The 19,322-nt window shown below is 37.3% G+C and carries 18 protein-coding genes; 1 reads left to right on the top strand and 17 read right to left on the bottom strand.

Annotated features, from left to right (window positions below; all coding sequences use genetic code 11):
* Positions 1–202: 202 nt before the first annotated feature.
* From phnW to dgoD, 16 genes are all read right to left on the bottom strand, one after another.
* A complete protein-coding gene (gene phnW, locus MJY40_RS03015; protein ID WP_317855603.1) occupies positions 203–1,309 on the bottom strand; it encodes a 2-aminoethylphosphonate--pyruvate transaminase in 1,107 nt (368 codons plus the stop codon).
* Positions 1,310–1,327: 18 nt separating this feature from the next.
* Entirely contained in the window at positions 1,328–2,365 is a 1,038-nt protein-coding gene (locus tag MJY40_RS03010; protein WP_317855602.1) for a PHP domain-containing protein, read from the bottom strand.
* Between the two features lie 9 nt (positions 2,366–2,374).
* Entirely contained in the window at positions 2,375–3,484 is a 1,110-nt protein-coding gene (locus MJY40_RS03005; RefSeq protein WP_317855601.1) for an ABC transporter ATP-binding protein, read from the bottom strand.
* A gap of 8 nt (positions 3,485–3,492) precedes the next feature.
* The gene (locus tag MJY40_RS03000; protein ID WP_317855600.1) at positions 3,493–4,317 is read right to left on the bottom strand and encodes a carbohydrate ABC transporter permease; all 825 of its coding nucleotides are present in this window, start codon (positions 4,315–4,317) and stop codon (positions 3,493–3,495) included.
* Positions 4,307–5,194, bottom strand: coding sequence for a carbohydrate ABC transporter permease (locus MJY40_RS02995; protein ID WP_317855599.1), 888 nt, complete (start codon positions 5,192–5,194; stop codon positions 4,307–4,309). The genes MJY40_RS03000 and MJY40_RS02995 overlap by 11 nt, the downstream gene beginning before the upstream one ends.
* Positions 5,195–5,281: 87 nt before the next feature.
* Positions 5,282–6,559 carry an ABC transporter substrate-binding protein gene (locus MJY40_RS02990; RefSeq protein WP_317855598.1) on the bottom strand — a complete coding sequence of 426 codons (1,278 nt, stop codon included), beginning with the start codon at positions 6,557–6,559 and terminating at the stop codon, positions 5,282–5,284.
* Between the two features lie 42 nt (positions 6,560–6,601).
* Positions 6,602–7,732, bottom strand: a complete 1,131-nt coding sequence (locus MJY40_RS02985) for a phosphonoacetaldehyde reductase (RefSeq protein ID WP_317855597.1) — start codon at positions 7,730–7,732, stop codon at positions 6,602–6,604.
* A 17-nt stretch (positions 7,733–7,749) separates the two neighbouring features.
* Entirely contained in the window at positions 7,750–8,544 is a 795-nt protein-coding gene (gene phnX, locus MJY40_RS02980; protein WP_317855596.1) for a phosphonoacetaldehyde hydrolase, read from the bottom strand.
* 227 nt (positions 8,545–8,771) lie between these two features.
* Positions 8,772–9,542, bottom strand: a complete 771-nt coding sequence (locus tag MJY40_RS02975) for a DeoR/GlpR family DNA-binding transcription regulator (RefSeq protein ID WP_317855595.1) — start codon at positions 9,540–9,542, stop codon at positions 8,772–8,774.
* A 194-nt stretch (positions 9,543–9,736) separates the two neighbouring features.
* The gene (locus tag MJY40_RS02970; RefSeq protein ID WP_317855594.1) at positions 9,737–10,429 is read right to left on the bottom strand and encodes a FadR/GntR family transcriptional regulator; all 693 of its coding nucleotides are present in this window, start codon (positions 10,427–10,429) and stop codon (positions 9,737–9,739) included.
* Between the two features lie 195 nt (positions 10,430–10,624).
* Entirely contained in the window at positions 10,625–11,647 is a 1,023-nt protein-coding gene (locus MJY40_RS02965) for a sugar kinase (protein ID WP_317855593.1), read from the bottom strand.
* 23 nt (positions 11,648–11,670) lie between these two features.
* Positions 11,671–12,324, bottom strand: coding sequence for a bifunctional 4-hydroxy-2-oxoglutarate aldolase/2-dehydro-3-deoxy-phosphogluconate aldolase (locus MJY40_RS02960; RefSeq protein WP_317855592.1), 654 nt, complete (start codon positions 12,322–12,324; stop codon positions 11,671–11,673).
* A 187-nt stretch (positions 12,325–12,511) separates the two neighbouring features.
* The gene (locus MJY40_RS02955; RefSeq protein ID WP_317855591.1) at positions 12,512–13,597 is read right to left on the bottom strand and encodes a DctP family TRAP transporter solute-binding subunit; all 1,086 of its coding nucleotides are present in this window, start codon (positions 13,595–13,597) and stop codon (positions 12,512–12,514) included.
* Positions 13,598–13,666: 69 nt separating this feature from the next.
* Positions 13,667–14,941, bottom strand: a complete 1,275-nt coding sequence (locus MJY40_RS02950) for a TRAP transporter large permease (protein WP_317855590.1) — start codon at positions 14,939–14,941, stop codon at positions 13,667–13,669.
* Complete coding sequence (locus MJY40_RS02945; protein WP_317855589.1) at positions 14,941–15,435, bottom strand: TRAP transporter small permease; 495 nt, start codon at positions 15,433–15,435, stop codon at positions 14,941–14,943. The genes MJY40_RS02950 and MJY40_RS02945 overlap by 1 nt, the downstream gene beginning before the upstream one ends.
* A 16-nt stretch (positions 15,436–15,451) precedes the next feature.
* Positions 15,452–16,600: a galactonate dehydratase gene (dgoD, locus tag MJY40_RS02940; RefSeq protein ID WP_317855588.1), complete on the bottom strand. Its 1,149-nt coding sequence runs from the start codon at positions 16,598–16,600 to the stop codon at positions 15,452–15,454.
* Positions 16,601–17,209: 609 nt separating this feature from the next.
* On the opposite strand from dgoD, the gene MJY40_RS02935 reads away from it, so the two are divergent.
* Positions 17,210–18,181, top strand: a complete 972-nt coding sequence (locus tag MJY40_RS02935) for a hypothetical protein (RefSeq protein ID WP_317855587.1) — start codon at positions 17,210–17,212, stop codon at positions 18,179–18,181.
* Positions 18,182–18,374: 193 nt separating this feature from the next.
* On the opposite strand, the gene MJY40_RS02930 is transcribed toward MJY40_RS02935, so the two are convergent.
* Complete coding sequence (locus MJY40_RS02930; protein WP_331488218.1) at positions 18,375–19,268, bottom strand: DegV family protein; 894 nt, start codon at positions 19,266–19,268, stop codon at positions 18,375–18,377.
* Between the last annotated feature and the right edge of the window lie 54 nt (positions 19,269–19,322).

Raw genomic sequence — 19,322 nt, 5'->3', positions numbered from 1 at the left:
AAATGATGACCCGTCGGGTTAGACCATCTTAAATCGGGGCTCCACGCCTTCGAAACGAGTGGCAGCTTTTGTTACTTTTCACTGTTGAAAAGTAAGGTCTGAAACTCTTTAAACCTTAAATCACTTCCACTCCTAGAATTACCACTCCTCTTTTCCTATCTTGTTTTTTTAACAGGAGGATAATATCCTCCCCTACATTACACTACACATTATATAAATACTCTGTATCCATATATTGTCCAATCATATTACACAATTTCTCCATATCCTCTGGATAAATTTCTCCAATGTTGCCAACTCTGAAGGTTTCTGCTTCTGTCAGCTTTCCTGGATAAATTGCATATCCATTTTCTTTGATATAGGTATAGAAATTCATAAACGCAATTTTTTTATTTTCTGGATAGTAAAATGTTGTGATAATTGGAGATTGGTATGCACTTTTTACATATGATTGAAAACCTAACGCTTTCATACCTGCAATCAACAGCGCATTATTTTTACGATATCGCATTTCACGTTTGCTGATGCCACCTTCTTTTTGTAATTCTTCCATTGCTTTTGCAAATGCCAACACAACATGTGTCGGTGAAGTGAATCGCCATTTACCAGATGGATTCATATGCAACCATTGGTCATACAAATCAAGTGACAAACTACAAGATTTACCTTTGCATTTTTCAATTTCTTTTGTTTTTGCAATGATGAAAGAAAATCCTGGCACACCTTGGATGCATTTATTGGCACTACTCACCAAAAAATCAATATCCAATGCTTCCACATCGATTTCCACACCACCAAAAGAACTCATAGCATCCACAATGAAAACCTTGTCATTTTCCTTTGCAACCTTTGCTACAGATGCAATATCATTCAAAATTCCGGTTGTGGTTTCGCTATGTACCATTGCCACATGGGTAATATCTGGGTTGTTTTCTAAAATTTCTGCAACTTTTTTTGCATCAATGATTGTATCAAAGGCTTCTCTATAATGCATATATGGTACAGACGCACTCTCCGCAATTTGACACATTCTAAGACCATACGCACCATTGGAACAAATCAAGATTTTATCTTCTTTGCCAACAGAACTGATAATGGTACTTTCTACACCAAATGTGCCACTTCCCTGCATCAAAACCGTTGTATATATTTCTGGATTGCAATGTGCAAGCTCCAATAGTCCACTTCTGATGTCTTGTGTGATTTGCATATAATCTGTATCCCATGTGCAATGATCCACCAACATTTCTTGTTTGACACTTTCTGTTGTGGTCAATGGTCCTGGTGTCAATAATTTATATCCCAACATTTTGTTTCCTCCATATATTTATTTTTGCAACATACAAAAATTTGTCCAAGCTCTTTCTCCATTATGATTGATACATTCGACCCTAACCGATTTTTCTGTACCTTTTAGTTTATATTTTGCAACACAAAGAGGCTCCCCTTCATTGCGATATATTTTTCCATCACCAACACATCCATTGATGATGAAACGAATCCATTTACAATCTTCGCATGCAACAAAAACCTCGTCATTTCGAATGCCCCAATCATAAATTTCACAACCTGTAGAAGAATAGTAGTTGCCTGCAAGCATACTTTCTACAAGGGTATCATGGCTCAAATTTTCTGCTTTCACCATAATATATCCACCAAAGGAATCTGGATTCCAATTATGATTGTCATCTGTTGCCAAAATATGCATCTGATTTCCATGTGCCATCATATTGTCCACAAATGTTTCATCACAAGCATTGTTTGTAATGTGTGTTCCATAGTTATAGATTTCCATTGCCCAAATGCCATCTACTCCAGAAACGTCTTCCAATTCCACTTGTGACCATGTGGAATGGTTGTATGTTACAAAAAATCCTCGTTTTTTAAAATCTTCCACAAGAGTTTGCAATACCTCTGCACCCTTCCATTCATTCAAATAGACAGGTGGTGGAATCAACTTACCTTCTTCTGGTAATGGAAGTTCTGCCATTTCTTGCATTGCTTTTGTACCCAAAATGGCATTGATGTGATGTGCTTTTTTGCATTTGCCCACTTTATTGGCATCCCACAAAATATCCAAGCTATCTGCATTTTTATTTTGAGATACCTTATGATAAAAGTCTGTATCTTCCACCAAATAAGCTGATGCTTCCACTGCTGGTAACAAAACCATACCATCTGGTTGCAAGGTTTCTCGATAATCGTAAAACACATCGTGGTCTGTAATGGCAAGAAAGTCATATCCTGCTTTTTGGTACAATTCCACCAACTCTTTTGGTGTCAATTTGCCATCTGTATGATTGGTGTGGCTATGCAAATTCCCTTTGTACCACTTTCCATCTTTTGAAAATCCAAGAAAATCCATATCTTCCTCCTACTGTCTTTGTGAATGTAAGCTTGCTGGTCTGCCTAAGTTTTTCTCTGTTGTACCATCGAAGAAATGCAAATGATCCTGTAAAAATTCAATGTATACTTTTTCATTGACATCAAAATCAGGTTCTTTGATGACAGCCACCAATTGACTGCCTTCTACTTGCAAATACACTGCAAAATTGGCACCCAAATTTTCTATGTATTGCACAGTTGCTTCAATTTGGCTATATTCTTGTTCACTTTTTTTCTTTGTGATACGCAAATTTTCTGGTCTGATGCCACAGAAATAATTTGTATTTTCTTCTAGGTACCCACGCCATTCACGATCCAAAACCATCCTTTGTTTGCCAATACGAATGAAATTGCTGATGATATGTACATGTTCCATAATGTTCATAGAAGGAGAACCAATGAACTTTGCTGTAAACACATTGCTTGGATGATGATACACATTGTAGGGTTCATCATACATTTGAATTTCACCTTTGTTGAGTAAAATTACTTTTGTGGCAAATGTCATGGCTTCGATTTGGTCATGTGTCACATAGACAATGGTTTGTTTGAATTTCTCATGGATATCCAACAAAGATTGTCTGGCAGAAACACGCAATTGTGCATCCAAATTGGAAAGTGGTTCATCCAACAAAAATACTTCGCTGTTTTTGACAGTTGCCCTTGCAAGTGATACCCTTTGGCGTTGACCACCAGACAATTCTTTTGGTTTTCTTTTGCGGTACACACGTAAGTCCAACATATCCAAAACCATATCCAAACGTTTTTCAACTTCTTCTTTTGGCACTTTGTTTTGTCTTAAGCCATATGTGATATTATCTTCCACTGTCATATGTGGATAGAGTGCATAGTTTTGGAACACCATAGCGATATTTCGTTGTCCTGGTGCCACATTGCTCACATCTTCGCCACTGATTTTCAATACACCTTCTTGGATATTTTCCAAACCAGCAATCATACGCAACAATGTAGATTTCCCACAACCAGATGGTCCAAGCAAAACCAAACGTTCCCCATCTGCAATAGAAAAACTCATTTTTGGAATGACCACAGTTTCGCCATATGCTTTTTTGATATCTGTCAATTCAATTCGTTTCATAATGCCTCCTATTTGATACCAGCACTGGTAAATGTTTCAATGATGTGTTTTTGGAATATGAGATACAGTATCAGTGGAATGATCATTGTAATCACCGACATTGCCATGGCAGAAGTGAATCCTCCACCACCTTCTCCTGATATAAAACTTTGTAAAATCAAAGGTAATGTATAGCTTGTGGTATCTTTCAAGATTCTATTTGGCCAAATGAAATCATTCCATGTCAATGCAAAGAACCAAATGCTGGTTGCAATCAATTGTGGTTTCACCAATGGCAACACAATGTGACACATGATTTTTCGATCGCTGATGTTTTCTAGCTTTGCCACCTCAATCAAAGAAAGTGGAATGTTTCTCATACTTTGAATCAACAAAAATACTGCTGAACCAGAAAATATTTGTGGAATCACAACGCCCATCCATGTGTTCACCAATTGCATTTTGGAAACAATGAGATAATGTGGAATTATGGTGACTGTAAAGGGAATGAACATAGACCAAACAAACAACCCTACAATTTTGTCACTGCCTTTGAAGCGATAATACACCAAAACATAAGATGCCAAAAAGGATACCAACATAGTCAAAAAGGTGTTGATAGACGAAATTGCAAAGGTGTTCCAGATGATACGCAACAAAGGTACTCTTTCATATATGTCTATATAATTGTGTAAAGAAATTCCATTGGAAAGCCAACCAGTCAAACCTGCATATACCTGCTGGTCTGTTTTCATAGCATTGTCCATTGCAAACAAAATAGGATACAATACCATACAAACAACCAATATGAAGAATATATGCCAAAGCCAGATCCATTTTGATTTAGTTTTCATAATACACCAACTTTCCTACCACTTCATTTAAGAGAAAGAGCCCAAATCCAAAAATCACCAATGTGATCACTGCCATTGCTGCTGCACCACCTGTATCAAACATATAAAACGCTTTGAAATATGCTGCATAGACGATGTTACTGCTTCCATAATTGGGTCCACCTTTTGTCAATACATCAATCGGGCTGATGACATAAGTCAAACCTTGGATGATGGTCATAACAAACATATAAAAAGATGTAAACCCTGTCATAGGTGCTACGATTTGCAAGAAGATTTTTCTTAGGGGTATGTTGTCCAGTTGTGCCGCTTCAATGACTTCACCAGAAACTCCACTGACTGCTGAATACAACATAATGAAGTTATATCCAAAGGATTTCCAAGATGTAATCAAGCTGATGACCACAATGACCAAGCCTTCTGTTGTGGACCAAACAGGCATTTTTACACCAAACTCTTTCAGAAACAATGCAACAGGTCCTACAATGGGATTGAGTATCCATGTGAAAATAACAGAACCTACAATCAAAGAAATGAACCCAGGCATAAACATTGTGGTTTTATAAAAATTAGCGAACTTATGCAAAACAAATTTACAAACAAAAGCAAATACAAAGGGAATACAGAAATTGGTGATTAAAATGATGCCAATATAAGAAAATGTATTGCGTAACACTTTATATGTGGTTTCATCTGTAAATATCTTGATGTAATTGTCTAGTCCTACAAAATCCATCTCTGGTCGTATCATATTCCAATCAAAAAAACTGAGATACACTGTATATAGCATTGGTATCAGCAAGAACACCACAAAGCAAATGATTGCAGGGCTTAGGAATAAAATTGATTTGATTTTTTCTCTTTGATTCAGTTCCATAACGACCTCATCCTTCATTTAAAATAGAAATTTTGATGAATCGCCTCCTCATTTTGTATGAAGAGGCAACTCTTTTACAAATATCAATTAGTACATTTTGTTGATTTCTTCTTGTGCTTTTTTCATAGCTTCTTCAGATGGTGTGCCACTGGAAAGAATTTCATCACGCATTGCAATCAAAATTTGTTCTGCTTGCAACCCATTGTTGCCTGGGAATGCTGCCCAAGGAACTGCACTGTCCAAGTTGTCATACGCCATTTGGATCACTGGATTTTCTGCCATAAATTCGCTACCAACAGCTGATTTGATTGGTGGAATATAGCCTGTAACACCATTCCATTGCAACATATTTTCTGCATCCAACATCCATGTCAAGAATTCAGCAGTTGCTGCTTTTTTCTCATCTGTGGAAGATGTGACTGCCAAGAAATTACCGCCAATTGGCAATTGCAACTCTTCATCTTCCCAACCTGGAGCAACCATAATCTCTGTGAAATCTGTTGTGGTTGTGGTGATGTTTGTATATGCCACAGAATCCATATAAATACCCACTTCGCCAGCCAAATATGCCTGTCTACCTTCTTCAATAACCACATGCAAAGCAGAACCATCATGCACCAAACCTGCATACAATTCCATTGCTTCTACAGATTCCGGACTATAGATGCTACAAATACCATCTGTGATGTATCTAGCACCATTGCTTTCAATGAGTTGTTGCATTTCCCAAACATAGTTGGATTCCCCAATGTAAAGACCATATTTGTCTGTGTTTTCTGCGATGGTTCTTGCTGCTGCGTCCACATCCCACCATGTCACAAGATCTTCTACTGCAATGCCAGCTTCTGCAAAAATATCTGTATTCAAAAACAACATAGGAATAGACATACCATATGGCATACCAAGCATTTCTCCACTATCCAAAACTGCCAACGCTTGTACAGACTCTGCGTATGTATCATCAATGAAGTTTTTGGTTTCTTCTGTGCCATATTCTGCAAACAATTCATTTGGATCTGTGTAAGCAAAGTTGTTGCCAAAATATTCTTTATAAGACCATCCAATTTGTACCAAGTCAGGAGAAGTACCCACTGCTGCATCTGCTTGCAAATTTTGCATAATGCTTTGGTATTCCCCAATGTATTTTTCTTTTACAACGATTTCATCTTGGGATTCGTTAAATCTTTTCACAATATCTGTTACAGTTGGACCTGCAAAACTTTCAGAATTGATGTGCCAATATTCAATTTCCACTTTTCCATCTGCTGTTGTTGTGCTGCTACTTGCTGTTGTTCCACAACCAGTTGCTCCAAATGCCAAGACTGCTGCCATTGCCATTGGTACAATTTGTTTCATGATTTTCATGATTGATATCCTCTCTTTTTTGATTATTCTTTTGATAGTCTTTTAATAAATATTTTGTAAAATTGTACGTACATCTGCTTCACACAAAACCCTTGGGTTGTTGTCAATTCTTCCTTTTGTGAATGCATTTTTCACCAGGAAGTCAATATCCTCTTTGGCAACATTCCAGTCACACAAACGTGATTTGATTCCTGCTTTTTTATGAATTGCATCCATTTTTTCTTGAATTTCTTCCACACATTTCACACCAAATGCGTCCAACAAATCTTCTTTGTCCTCCAAATATGCATCATTGCAAACAATCATTGGTGCAACCAACATGCTCACTGCAACACCATGTGGCACACCATAATGCATGGTCAATGGATAAGAAATAGAGTGACATGCAGTGGTTCTTGTGTTGGAAAAAGCCAAACCAGCAATCATACTACCCATTGCCATAACATCGCCTGCTTTTGTATTGCCATAGTTTGTAATCAAATCGTCAATAGACTCCATGATGGCTTTGATGGCGTAGAGTGCCAAGGCTTTTGTCACTGGATTTCTGGCATTTGCCCAGTAGCTTTCTGTTGCATGTGCCACTGCATCCAGTGCTGAAGAAACTGCCAAAGACATAGGCATAGATGCTGTAAATGTGGCATCTACCACTGCTGCTGCTGCATAATTGTCTTGTCTTTCTACAGATAATTTTTTGCCTTTTTTCATATCCCAAATGGTTGCCCAACAGGTGACTTCGCTACCCGTTCCAGAAGTGGTTGGAACTCCAATCCATTTGCATTTTGGTGATGCATATGTTTTTTCATTGATGATATTACGTACATCTTCTTCACTTTGGATTTCCATATTTTGCAAACAAGCCAAAGTTTTTGCTGCATCTAAGACACTGCCACCACCAATTGCAACCACCAAATCATAAGTCACAGCTTTTGCTTCTGTATAAAGTGTAAATAAATTTTCTACAGTTGGATTTGCATTTGTGAAAATGATTGGTTTCACAGCATAAGCATCTTCTTTTAAGAAGTTTTGCACTATTTCCATCTCCAAAACACTTTCGCTCCAAACCAGCAATACAATGTTTTTTGGTGTGCCAACAGCTTCTGCAATGATTTCTTTTATATTTCCAAAACAACCATTGCCCAAATATGTACGTACAGGATTGTAAAACCGATACATATAACCCCTCTTCTCTTTTATTGGTTCAATTTTGCAATGACATCCAAAAGTTCAGTCATATTATCAATCACAAAATCGGTACCCACTTCTTCATATTTTTCACGAGTTTTTGCTTTTCTTGCTTCCACTTCTTCTGGTGTAAGCGTTGCATATTCTGCTTTGGAAATCCCCATAATGTTGGAACCTGTCAAAAGACCAACTGTAATGGCACCTGCATTTTTACCTTCCCAAATATCCATTTGTGTGTCACCCACTTTGATGACAGAAGTTGCAGATTCCACATCCAAAGCTTTCATACATGCAAAGAGCATATCTGGTTCTGGTCTGGATACACCTTCCACTTGATCTGGTGTAATTACAGTTGCTGGAGAAATACCTTGTTCATCTGCTTGGATGATGACACGTTCCATCATTGCACTGGTATATCCTGTTGTGGAACCGATTTTGATTCCCATTTCTTTGAGTTTTGCAAGTGTTTCTACAACACCATCAATGGGCACTGTGTAATCCAAAACAACTTGGTACAAATCATTTTCAAAGATTTCATACAATTCTTGTACGTCATCTTCTGTCCAGTCAGCACCTTGTTTTTCTTTCCATACCGCTGCAACTCGTTCCATTTTGAGCAATTCTCTAATGTGGCATTTCTTTTCCATACCCATTGGCTCGTTGATTTCTTCTTTGGTCAATTCCACACCTTTTTTTGCAAATGTTCTTGCAAATACAGTGATGGGTGCTTGTGAACCGTAATCCACCATTGTACCAGCCCAGTCAAACACAACCATTTCGATTTTTCTTTTATTTTGTTCCATGTGATGTATCCTCCTCATCATTGCCATTTTGATATTTTGTTCATTTCTGATTTTCCTCTGAACTACAAACACAGTATAACAGCAAACTTTTATATAAAACAGCAATAAACAGTAATATCTATGTTAAATCTGCGTTAATACGCTCTATTTAGCAAATGAATATAGAGAAAAAAGCAAAAAAAAGAAAGCTCCTGCTGTTTTCACAGCAAAAACTCTCTTTTGGCTTCTTATAAAATCACAATACCTACTTCTGCATATTCCTGAACCACATCTTCTGAAACCAATTCATCAGAATAAATAACAGCCACTTCAGTTGGTGTAAAAATCATTTGTCTGGAACAACCACCAAATTTTGTTGAATCCATCAGTGCCACCACACGTTTGCCACTTTTTTGTGCTGCTCGCATAAGCCCAACCTCTTGGGTTCTAAAATCTGTATATCCTCGTTCCTTATCCACTGCATTTAAGGACAAAAAGCAAACATCTGGAAAATATTGTGCCAATTCTTGTTCACACTGATAGCCATAAATGGATTTTTCCGTCACATCCAAAGTACCACCCAAACAAGTGACATCAATAGTTGGATTGCCAATCTCAATGAATAGATTGATGATTTCTATGCTGTTGGTCAATACCGAAATGTGTTCACACTGTTTTGCAACTTCCTCTGCAAAGATAGTTCCTGTTGTTCCAGAATTGATAAAAATAACATCACCTTCATTGATTTCAGCAATTGCTTTTTTTGCCAATTCCTGTTTCAATTCTTTGTTTTTGATGATACGACTACTGAAATTACCATATTGTCTATGATGCCATTCTTCATTCAAAATAGCACCCCCAAAGATATACTTCAGCAAATTTTCCTTTTCCATTTGCTTCAAATCTCTACGAACTGTGTCTACAGAAACTTCCAATGCAGCAGAAATATCTGCCACTTTCAGCGTTGTTTTTCCTTGAAACAGTTCTAAAATCATTTGTTTTCGTTCATGGTATAACATCTGCGTCACCTTTTTCTTTCTTCTATAGTGTTATATTCATTGTATCATCACAGAAGAAAAATACAAGTATTTTGCGTTATTTTGCTGTTTTGATTTGATTTTCCATAAATTGCAAAGAATAGACCACATTGTCAATACAAAAAAAGACACTGAATTTCGATCATCTCAGTGTCTGATTTGTTTTACCCTTGTTTTTATTCTTGTTCTTCCATTTTGCGCAGGAATATTCGATTATATGTCAAATGCAATGTCATAGCTTCTTGTGCCCACATGCTATCCCTCGCTTTGATTCCTTTGAAAATTTCTCTATGCATATTTATGGTTTCTTCCACCAACTTTTTCTTTGTGTCAATGGTAACTGCAATCACCGCTTGTGAAATAAAAGGTGTCAACTTAGGAATTACCATATTTTTGCTCATTTCGGCAATTTTCTGGTGGAATAAAATATCATCATCCAGATATTCCTCGTGTGCCAACAACTTATTTTCCACTTGCATCAGCAATTGCTCCAACTCTGCCACATCTTCATCTGTCGCATGTCTTGCTGCCAATGCTGCAACTTGCGGTTCAATGATCATACGCATTTCCAACAAATCATAAGTCAATTGTTTTTTATCCTTAATGAATTCCATCCCCAGTGGATCATCTGACATTCCCACATTTTCTGTAACAAATGCACCAGCACCTTGACGCACTTCCAATACATTTCTGGACACCAGATATTTGATTGCTTCACGTACAGTGCTACGTCCAACACCCATTTGTACAATCAAATCTTTTTCTGGTGGAATTTTATCCCCACTGGTCAAATCATTTAGAATGATGTATTCTTTGATTTTATCCGCAATCTGTTCTGATAAGGGTTTATTACTTTTTTCCATTTCCATGCTCTATCACCAACAATCTATAAATTTTACTTCCATTTTCCATTATCATAAGGTTGCCTACAATTGTCAACAACTATCTGAAAATATCCTTTATTTCTGCAAAAATTCACATTTTCATCATACTTTATATCCTTGGAACATGGTTCATGATGCAAAATCATCTATATGAAAAAGAGCAAAACCGCATAAGCAAATTTATCTTTGTACACGACCACTGGCGTCGCCACCAGCCAATTTTTCCACTTCTGGGATGGTTACCAAGTTGAAATCGCCTTCAATTGTTTGTTTCAAACAGGATGCTGCCACTGCAAATTCAATTTGTTGTTGTGGTGTTTTATCGCTCATAAGTGCATACACCAAACCACCACCAAAGCTATCTCCACCACCAACTCTATCTACGATTTGGATGGTATAGTTTTTGGAGAAATAGCATTCCCCATCAGAATAAAGCATGCCAGCCCATTCATTGACACTTGCAGAAATGGAACCACGCAAAGTAATTGCCACTTTTTTGAATCCAAATCTGTCCACCAATTTTTGAGCCACTTCTTTATAGCCTTCATGGGAAAGTTTGCCTGTTGTAACATCTGTACCTTCAGATTTGATACCAAATACATCAGAAGCATCCTCTTCATTGGAGATACAAACATCCACATATGGCATCAATTTTGCCATTGTTTCGCCTGCTGCTTCTCTGCTCCAAAGGTTACTTCTATAGTTCAAGTCACAGGAAACAGTGATACCCATTTCGTGTGCTGTTTTTGCTGCGTCCAAGGTTGCTTGTGCTGCTTCTTTGGAAAGTGCTGGTGTGATTCCTGTGAAATGGAACCATTCTGCACCTTCAAAAATGGATTTCCAGTCGTATTTTGCTGGGTCATACATTGCAATTGCACTGTATTTTCTATCGTAAATGACTTTACTTGGACGTTGGGATGCACCTTTTTCCAAGTACAAAACGCCAATTCTATCGCCATCACGAATGATATCAGATGTATTCACACCAAATTTTCTTAAGCCATTGACAGTCATTTGACCAATCTCATGTTTTGGCAAAACAGTTACATAATGTGCATCCATGCCATAATTTGCAAGGGACAACGCCACATTTGCTTCACCACCAGCGTAAGAAGTTGCAAAATGATCTGCTTGTACAAATTTACCATAGCCATCTGGGTTCAAACGCAACATGATTTCCCCAAAAGTTACCACTTTTCTCATATCAAATTCCTCCTAATGATTGATTACATTCCAGCGATTGCATCCATATATTCTTTTGCTGCTGCTGTAATTTTATCAAATTCGCCATTTTTGATCAATTCCAAGCTCACCAAATTACCACCAACACCAGCGCCAACACAGCCTTTTTTCAAGAATTCTGTGATATTTTTTGCATTGACACCACCAACAGCCAAATATTTGATATGTCCAAATGGTCCACAAAGTGCTTTCACATAATCAGCACCCAAGTTACCTACTGGGAATATTTTTACGAAATCTGCGCCTGCTGCATTTGCTGTCATTGCTTCAGAAGCTGTCATTGCACCTGGAATGGAGATGAGTCCCAATTCTTTTGCGCGTTTGATGACTGCCACGTTTACATCAGCAGAAATGATGTAGTTTGCACCAACTGCTGCTGCTCTATCCACCAATTCTGGATAGGAAGCTGTACCACAGCCTACGCACATTTTGTCACCCATTGCTTTTGCAACTGCTTCGATACATTTGTCTGTATTTGTGTTTTCTGGGTCTTTCATATCAAATGTAAATTCCAATAATTTGACGCCACCAGCATACAATGCTTCTGCCAATTTCACAGCGTCTTCTGGTTGTACTCCACGTGCAATTGCGATGATTTTTGTATCCTGAATCATTTGTAGAATTTCTGTGTTGTCCATTTTATTTTCCTCCTTTGTGCTGTTTTCACATATCATGAACCACTTTTTTATAAAATAAAAGCTTAGCATCATAGACACTAAGCTTTCATAATCTGTATTTATTTCAAGTCATTTGATGTACAAACCCATCATTTGACTTTGAAAGCTCATTGTTTTCTTATGATTTTATGCTTTCCTGAATAAACCATCAAGAAGATGCTTTTTCCAATTCAGAACGAAGCAATGTCATCATTTCTTCACCTACAGTTTCGCCAACGCTATCCCATACAGAAGCGGTTGCATCTACGAATGCTTGTTTTTGTTCAGCAGTCAATTCGATTACTTCACAGCCTTCTTCAACCAAAGCAACTTTCAATTCATCACTTTGTCTACGGTTTTCTTCACGTTCTGCGATTGTGTAAGCTTCACCAGCATCTCTAAGTGCTTGTTGTACATCTGGATCCAATTTATCAAACAATTCTTTGGAGTAAAGAAGGAATTGTGGAGAATAAATGTGGCCTGTTGTGGTGATGTATTGATTTACTTCATGAATTCTTGCAGAATAGAAGTTAGGGATTGGGTTTTCTTGTCCATCAATTGTATGTTGTTGCAAAGCTGTAAACACTTCAGACCAGCTCATTGGTGTAGGGCTAGCACCCATAGCTGCCCAAGCTTCCAAGTGGAATTGATTTTCCATAGTTCTAATTTTCAAACCAACCAAATCTTCTGGGCTGGATACAGGTCTAATGGAGTTTGTCAAGTCACGGAAACCATTTTCGTTCCAAGCCAAGTTGATCAAGCCTTTTTCTTCCAATTTTTCGTTGATGAGTTCCCCAACAGGACCATCGATTACAGCATCTGCAATTTCAGGAGATGTGAAAAGGAATGGAATATCAAAGATTGCCAACTCTGGAATCAAACCAACCAAAGGAGCTGTGGAAGTGTTTACCATTTCCAATTCGCCTGCACGACATGCTTCTGTAGCTTTTGTATCGTCACCGAGTTGTGCACTTGCATATACGTCGATTCTAACTTTGCCATCTGTTGCTTCTTCTACCATTGGTTTGAACACATCAGTTGCTGTTACAACTGTAGGTGCGCTTTCGCTAGAACCATTGGAGAGTTTAATTACAATTTCTGCTTCGCTATCTGCTTGTACTGGTGCTGCTGCTTCTGTTTCTACTGGTGCTGCCGCTTCTTCTGCTGGTGCATCAGATTGTGCACTGCTCATACCTCCACAAGCTGTTAGAGATAACATAGACACTACCATTGCAACTGATAAAAATCTTTTCATACTCTTTTCCTCCCTTATAAATTATCCTCTTATTTATTTCAAGACTCCATTGGTCTTAAAATCGTTTCATTATCCAAAGTTTCTTGGAATGTACATAATCAAATCAGGAATAAATGTAATGATGAACAATGTAGTAAACATTACAATTAAGAATGGCCAAATGCTCTTAATCAAGTCCACCAATTTTACATTGCCCAAACCAACACCAACATACAAAACATTTCCAACCGGTGGTGTAGCAAGACCAATACAAAGGTTACAAACCATAACAACGCCCAAGTAAACAGGATCGATGCCGAAACTACCTGCAACCGGAATCAAAATTGGAGCAAGAATCATAATAGCTGGACCACTATCCATAACACAACCAACCAAAATCAACAAAATGTTAATTAATATCATAAATACATAAATATTATCGGTAAAGGACAAAATAGCAGTTGCCAACAATTGTGGTATTCTAGCTGTTGTAATCAAATATGCTGCAACTTGTGCTGCGCCTACAACCATCATCATAATTGCTGTACTTTTACATGCACGTAACATAATACCAGGAAATGCTTGGATTTTCATTTCTTTATAAATAAACAACGAAACAATCAATGCATATGCCACTGCCAAAGAAGCGGTTTCTGTAGCAGTTGCAACACCTGTTACAATACATCCAATGATAAATACAGGTAACAAAACTGCCCAAATCGCACTTTTGAATGCAGAAAATACTTCTGGAATTGTTGCTTTTACACCAACAGGATAATGCATTTTTCTTGTATGGATAAACCAAGCACCCATCAAGCCAAATCCAATCAAAATCCCTGGAATGATACCACCCAAGAACATTTTGACTACAGAAACTTCACCAATAACACTATAAATAATCATTTGTGTACTTGGTGGAATAATAGGACCTACACAACCTGCGGAACAAATAAGAGCTGTACTTTTTTCTTTGTTGTATCCGCTTTTATCCATAATAGGAAGCAAAACACTACCAACAGCACTGGTATCTGCCACAGCACTGCCAGAAATCCCAGCAAATACCATACTTGCCAAGACACCTACATAGCCAAGACCACCACGAAAATGTCCCAATAGAGAGTTTGCAAATCCAACAATACGTTTGGAAATACCACCCTCATTCATAATTTCACCAGCAAGCATAAAGAATGGTATTGCAAGCAAAGGTACACTATCACAACCAATGATAAAGCTTTGTGCCAATTTCAATGTTGTCATAGGTCCTTGTGCAATCATCATACAAACCGCTGTACCAACCAAAGAAATTGCAACAGGCACTCCAATAAGAATGAGTGCGAATAAAGAAATTAAAAATATAGCTAACATTATTCCACATCTCCTTTCTTACCAAAACTTTGTACCACTACAATTGCTTTTGCCAAAAATTGCAACAACATATAGCTCATACAAATCGGTGCAATAGAATACACCAAGCCATGTCGCACACCCAAAGCAGATGATTTCCAGTCCCATTGTGAAAGGGTATATCTTGTACCACCATGAATCAATAAACAAAGCAATGCAACACTGATGATATATGCAATGATTTCAACAGTTTTGTGTGCTTTTCCAGGCAAAGCTGCCACCAAAAAGTCCAATCTCATATGTTCAGATTTATCATTTGCAACTACAACACCAATAAAGGTAACCCAAATGAAAATAAATCTAGCCAATTCTTCAGCCCAAGGAATGGTTGTATGGAAGAAATATCTGCTACATACATTTACAAAAACGGTGATTGTCAAAACTGTACCAAAAAGAATCAAAATCAAACTCAGTGCTTTTATGATTTTTTCATTAATCTTTCGAACCAACTCCATTTTGTGTTCCTCCTATTTACCATTCCGCTACAGAACCATCTGCATGTCTCCAAACTGGATTTTTCCATTGATGTGGTGTTTTATTTTCTTCAATGACCAATTCCTTGTTCACTTCAACACCCAAACCTGGTTTTGTTGGCATATCCACATATCCATCTTTGAATGTAAAATCTTCTTTGTTGATGATATAATCCAAAACACTTTTTCCTACATTATAATGAATGCCAATGCTTTGTTCTTGGAAGACTGCATTGTAGCTGGTTGCATCCACTTGCAAACAAGCACTCAACGCAATTGGTCCAAGTGGACAATGTGGTGCCAATGCCACATCATACGCTTCTGCCATAGCTGCGATTTTTTTCACTTCTGTAATACCACCTGCATGTGACAAGTCTGGTTGGATGATATCCACACCACCAATTTGCAACAAACGTTTGAAATCATATCGACTAAACATTCTTTCACCTGTGGCAATTGGAACATTACAACACGCTGCAATTTCAGGGAATAACTCCATATGTTCACACAAAACAGGTTCTTCAATGAACAATGGATCAAATTCTTCTAGTTTTTTTGCTAGGATTTTTACCATTGGTTTATGCACACGTCCATGGAAGTCCACTGCAATACCGAAATATTTGCCACAGCTTTCACGAATGGCTGCAACTCGTTCCAAAACTTCATCCACCTTTTCATAAGTGTCTACATATTGCAATTCTTCTGTTCCATTCATTTTGATGGCACTGAATCCAGCATCCATTTTTTCTTTTGCTGCTGCACCAACATCAGATGGTCTATCTCCACCAATCCAAGAATACACCTTGATTTTGTCACGACATTTGCCACCCATCAATTCATATACAGGTGCTGAGAAAACCTTACCTTTGATATCCCAAAGTGCCTGATCAATTCCAGAAATTGCACTCATCAAGACACCACCACCACGGTAGAATCCTGCTCTATAAATTGTATTCCAAATATCTTCAATACGAGATGGATCTTGACCAATCAAATAAGGTTTCATTTCTTGGATACAAGCTTGTACTGCATCTGCATGTCCTTCCAAAACACCTTCACCCCAACCAACATAACCTTGGTCTGTAATGATTTCTACAAAACCCCATCTTGGTCGAACTAGATATGTATTGACCTCAACTATTTTCATTATCTGTCACACTCCCTCTCTTAAACTTACATCTTGATACTTTTAAATTCATCTGACCTATTTTTATTGTATCAAATAATTTCCTCGAAATCAATCTATTATTCCCTCCAAAACACTATAATATTGCACAGTATTTTTAATTTTATTTTAACTTTATATGCATATCAACTAATTTTATTGTGAAATTATGTTGATGTTGTATATTTTCATATCAAATTTGTCTGATAAATATTGCATTGTACATCCATTTCTTTCATTTGTCTTGCAAACAAAAAAATGCACTTTCAATGCAAAACACTCAGCACTATTGTATCTGATTCAGTCTCTTTACCTTTCATCGAAACGCTATATATTTGTAAAAAACTTTTGACTTGCTCCAAAATATCTTTGTGCAAATTGCCAAAGCATACCCCTGTAAAATCAGTTGCATACGTGTCAAAAAAAGGAATATACGTATACATTTTCTTTTGAATTGGTTGCAGAAATTGGTTTTTGGTGCAAAAAAACTTTGTCAAAATCGCAAATGGACTTTTGTTTTTCACCCCTATATACTAGGGCTACAGTTGACTGAACACAACAACCCCTACCAAGACAAAAAGGAGAATAACTATGAATGATATCGATTACAACTACATTCCACTACCATATGATGGACAAGGTTTTTTCTATCGCATTGGCGAAGATGATTTGGAAATCACCATTGCAGAAAGCAAATCCAATGAAATTCCCTATCATTTTATGCGTTTCCTTTGCATTGCCATCAACACCATCGATTTGATGCGTAAAAATGATTTGGATGTGGATAACGCCCTTGATCTTGCACACCACTATTACCACTGTATGCCATGGAAAAATGAAATTATATTATCCCCAGCTCCTTTGGATCGTCTGATGTTGGATCATTATGAGGATCGCTTCATTGACTTGCATTTCATCACTTCCATTGCTGCTCTCGAGTTAAAAGAACGAGACAGTATGATAGAAGAATACAAGAAACATCTATATGCCATCAGCGATGCCTTTACCACACGAGACACCATTCTTTTTGAATATTATTTTGCTTATTTGGACTATGCATTCGATGAACTTTTGTCCCATTGGAGCACTGCAACATATCGATTCATTGCACCACAATTTGCAACCAAACCACTGGATTTAGAAGTTTTTGGAGCACTGAGTGATTGTATCATCTGCACATCCTATGTACCATCTGAAATTGGCACAACATGCTATGATATGGAAAATGACCAACTTGTTACAGGATGTTATAATGAAGGTGCTTTTGAGCCTTATCCTTTCTTCAATAACTCTGATTATGGTGATGATGAAGATTTCTTTCCAAACCCTGACACAAACCATATACAAGGGTTGGTCAAAACCTCGTTTGCAGATGAAGATTCTGGTGTGGAGGATGCTTCTGATGTGGATGACGATTTTGAAATAGATCTTTCTGATTTTGATGAATATTTTGATGAAGGTTATTTTGACGAGGATGATTGCGATGAGGAACTTGATCCAGACGAAGATATTTTGGCAATTTATCCAAAAAACATAGATGATGATATGGATTTGATTTTTTGAGATGAAAAATCCTCTTTTTGGATATGTATTACCACTCCAGAAGCAACAGGCAACCACACAGTGTCTCCTTTGCATCTTATTGCTGGCACATTGTATCGCATATTTGATTTATGAACATACCCTTTCTCTTTGAGCAAACAAAAAGACATCAAACTATAATCTGATGTCTTTTTCTCGTTTCTTTATTTTAAAATTACATTGCTCTACTATTTCCCCAGAAGAACAGCGCCACTGTACCTGGACCTGTATGACTGCCAATGGTTGTACCAATATAGTTGATTTCCACATTTCCCTTTAGATTTGGGAATTTTTCTTCTATCAATGTAGCGACCTTTTTTGCATCTTCATAGCAATATGAATGGGATATATAGCACTTATCAGAATACTCCAACCCATCCATTGCGTGATTTTCCATACACTTAACAATTTCATCAATGGCTCGATTTTTTCCACGTATTTTCTTCTGTGGTATCAGCTTCCCTTCTTCGTTGATATGCAAAAGAGGGCAAACCTTAAGTGCACCACCAATCAAGCCACTTGCTTTGGATACACGACCGCCTTTGATGTAAAAGGTCAAATCTGTTGAGAAAAACCAACAATGTGATTCCAGTTTGTGTGTTTCTATCCAATCATAAGCTTCATCTATAGATAACCCTTGTTCTCGTAATTCAGACAACTTATCCATCATCATTCCAAATCCAGAAGAGGCACTTAGAGAATCCACTATGTAAATTTTTCTTTCAGGATATTTTTCAGCTAGTATTTCCTTTGCAATACATGCAGAATTCATTGTTCCAGATAAGCCTGATGACAAGCAAACATGCAAGATATCTTTTCCTTGTTTGAGAAAAGGTTCAAAGAATTCCTCGTATTCGCTTACATTCACCTGTGCAGTTTTTGTATCAGCTCCATTTTTCATTGCTTCATAAAATGTATCAAAGGGGATAGATTTCCCCAAATCATCCATATACTGTTCGCCATCCAATTCAAAATGAAAACAGATATACTCCACATCAATTTTTTTGAAATGTTCTGCCGACAAGTCAGCAGTTGAGCAACAGCTGATCATGTAATTTATTCCCATCATTTCATCACTCCTATATCACTTTTATATCATTATTTTATCAAATTATTATTGCAA

Origin of the sequence: Chakrabartyella piscis (genome assembly GCA_030067835.1) — a bacterium.
Lineage (GTDB): Bacteria > Bacillota > Clostridia > Lachnospirales > Anaerotignaceae > Chakrabartyella > Chakrabartyella piscis.
The sequence above is the reverse complement of the archived record's forward strand: the minus strand, read 5'-3'. Positions and strand labels throughout refer to the sequence as shown.

Excerpts from the sequence above, each read along its gene's own strand:
- phnX (WP_317855596.1), bottom strand. The coding sequence starts at position 8,544 with ATGGAACAAAATAAAAGAAAAATCGAAATGGTTGTGTTTGACTGGGCT.
- MJY40_RS02960 (WP_317855592.1), bottom strand. The coding sequence starts at position 12,324 with ATGGACAACACAGAAATTCTACAAATGATTCAGGATACAAAAATCATC.
- MJY40_RS02975 (WP_317855595.1), bottom strand. The coding sequence starts at position 9,542 with ATGTTATACCATGAACGAAAACAAATGATTTTAGAACTGTTTCAAGGA.
- MJY40_RS02950 (WP_317855590.1), bottom strand. The coding sequence starts at position 14,941 with ATGTTAGCTATATTTTTAATTTCTTTATTCGCACTCATTCTTATTGGA.
- phnW (WP_317855603.1), bottom strand. The coding sequence starts at position 1,309 with ATGTTGGGATATAAATTATTGACACCAGGACCATTGACCACAACAGAA.
- MJY40_RS02945 (WP_317855589.1), bottom strand. The coding sequence starts at position 15,435 with ATGGAGTTGGTTCGAAAGATTAATGAAAAAATCATAAAAGCACTGAGT.
- MJY40_RS03010 (WP_317855602.1), bottom strand. The coding sequence starts at position 2,365 with ATGGATTTTCTTGGATTTTCAAAAGATGGAAAGTGGTACAAAGGGAAT.
- MJY40_RS02990 (WP_317855598.1), bottom strand. The coding sequence starts at position 6,559 with ATGAAAATCATGAAACAAATTGTACCAATGGCAATGGCAGCAGTCTTG.
- dgoD (WP_317855588.1), bottom strand. The coding sequence starts at position 16,600 with ATGAAAATAGTTGAGGTCAATACATATCTAGTTCGACCAAGATGGGGT.
- MJY40_RS02930 (WP_331488218.1), bottom strand. The coding sequence starts at position 19,268 with ATGATGGGAATAAATTACATGATCAGCTGTTGCTCAACTGCTGACTTG.
- MJY40_RS03000 (WP_317855600.1), bottom strand. The coding sequence starts at position 4,317 with ATGAAAACTAAATCAAAATGGATCTGGCTTTGGCATATATTCTTCATA.
- MJY40_RS02995 (WP_317855599.1), bottom strand. The coding sequence starts at position 5,194 with ATGGAACTGAATCAAAGAGAAAAAATCAAATCAATTTTATTCCTAAGC.
- MJY40_RS03005 (WP_317855601.1), bottom strand. The coding sequence starts at position 3,484 with ATGAAACGAATTGAATTGACAGATATCAAAAAAGCATATGGCGAAACT.
- MJY40_RS02965 (WP_317855593.1), bottom strand. The coding sequence starts at position 11,647 with ATGAGAAAAGTGGTAACTTTTGGGGAAATCATGTTGCGTTTGAACCCA.
- MJY40_RS02970 (WP_317855594.1), bottom strand. The coding sequence starts at position 10,429 with ATGGAAATGGAAAAAAGTAATAAACCCTTATCAGAACAGATTGCGGAT.
- MJY40_RS02935 (WP_317855587.1), top strand. The coding sequence starts at position 17,210 with ATGAATGATATCGATTACAACTACATTCCACTACCATATGATGGACAA.
- MJY40_RS02985 (WP_317855597.1), bottom strand. The coding sequence starts at position 7,732 with ATGTATCGGTTTTACAATCCTGTACGTACATATTTGGGCAATGGTTGT.
- MJY40_RS02955 (WP_317855591.1), bottom strand. The coding sequence starts at position 13,597 with ATGAAAAGATTTTTATCAGTTGCAATGGTAGTGTCTATGTTATCTCTA.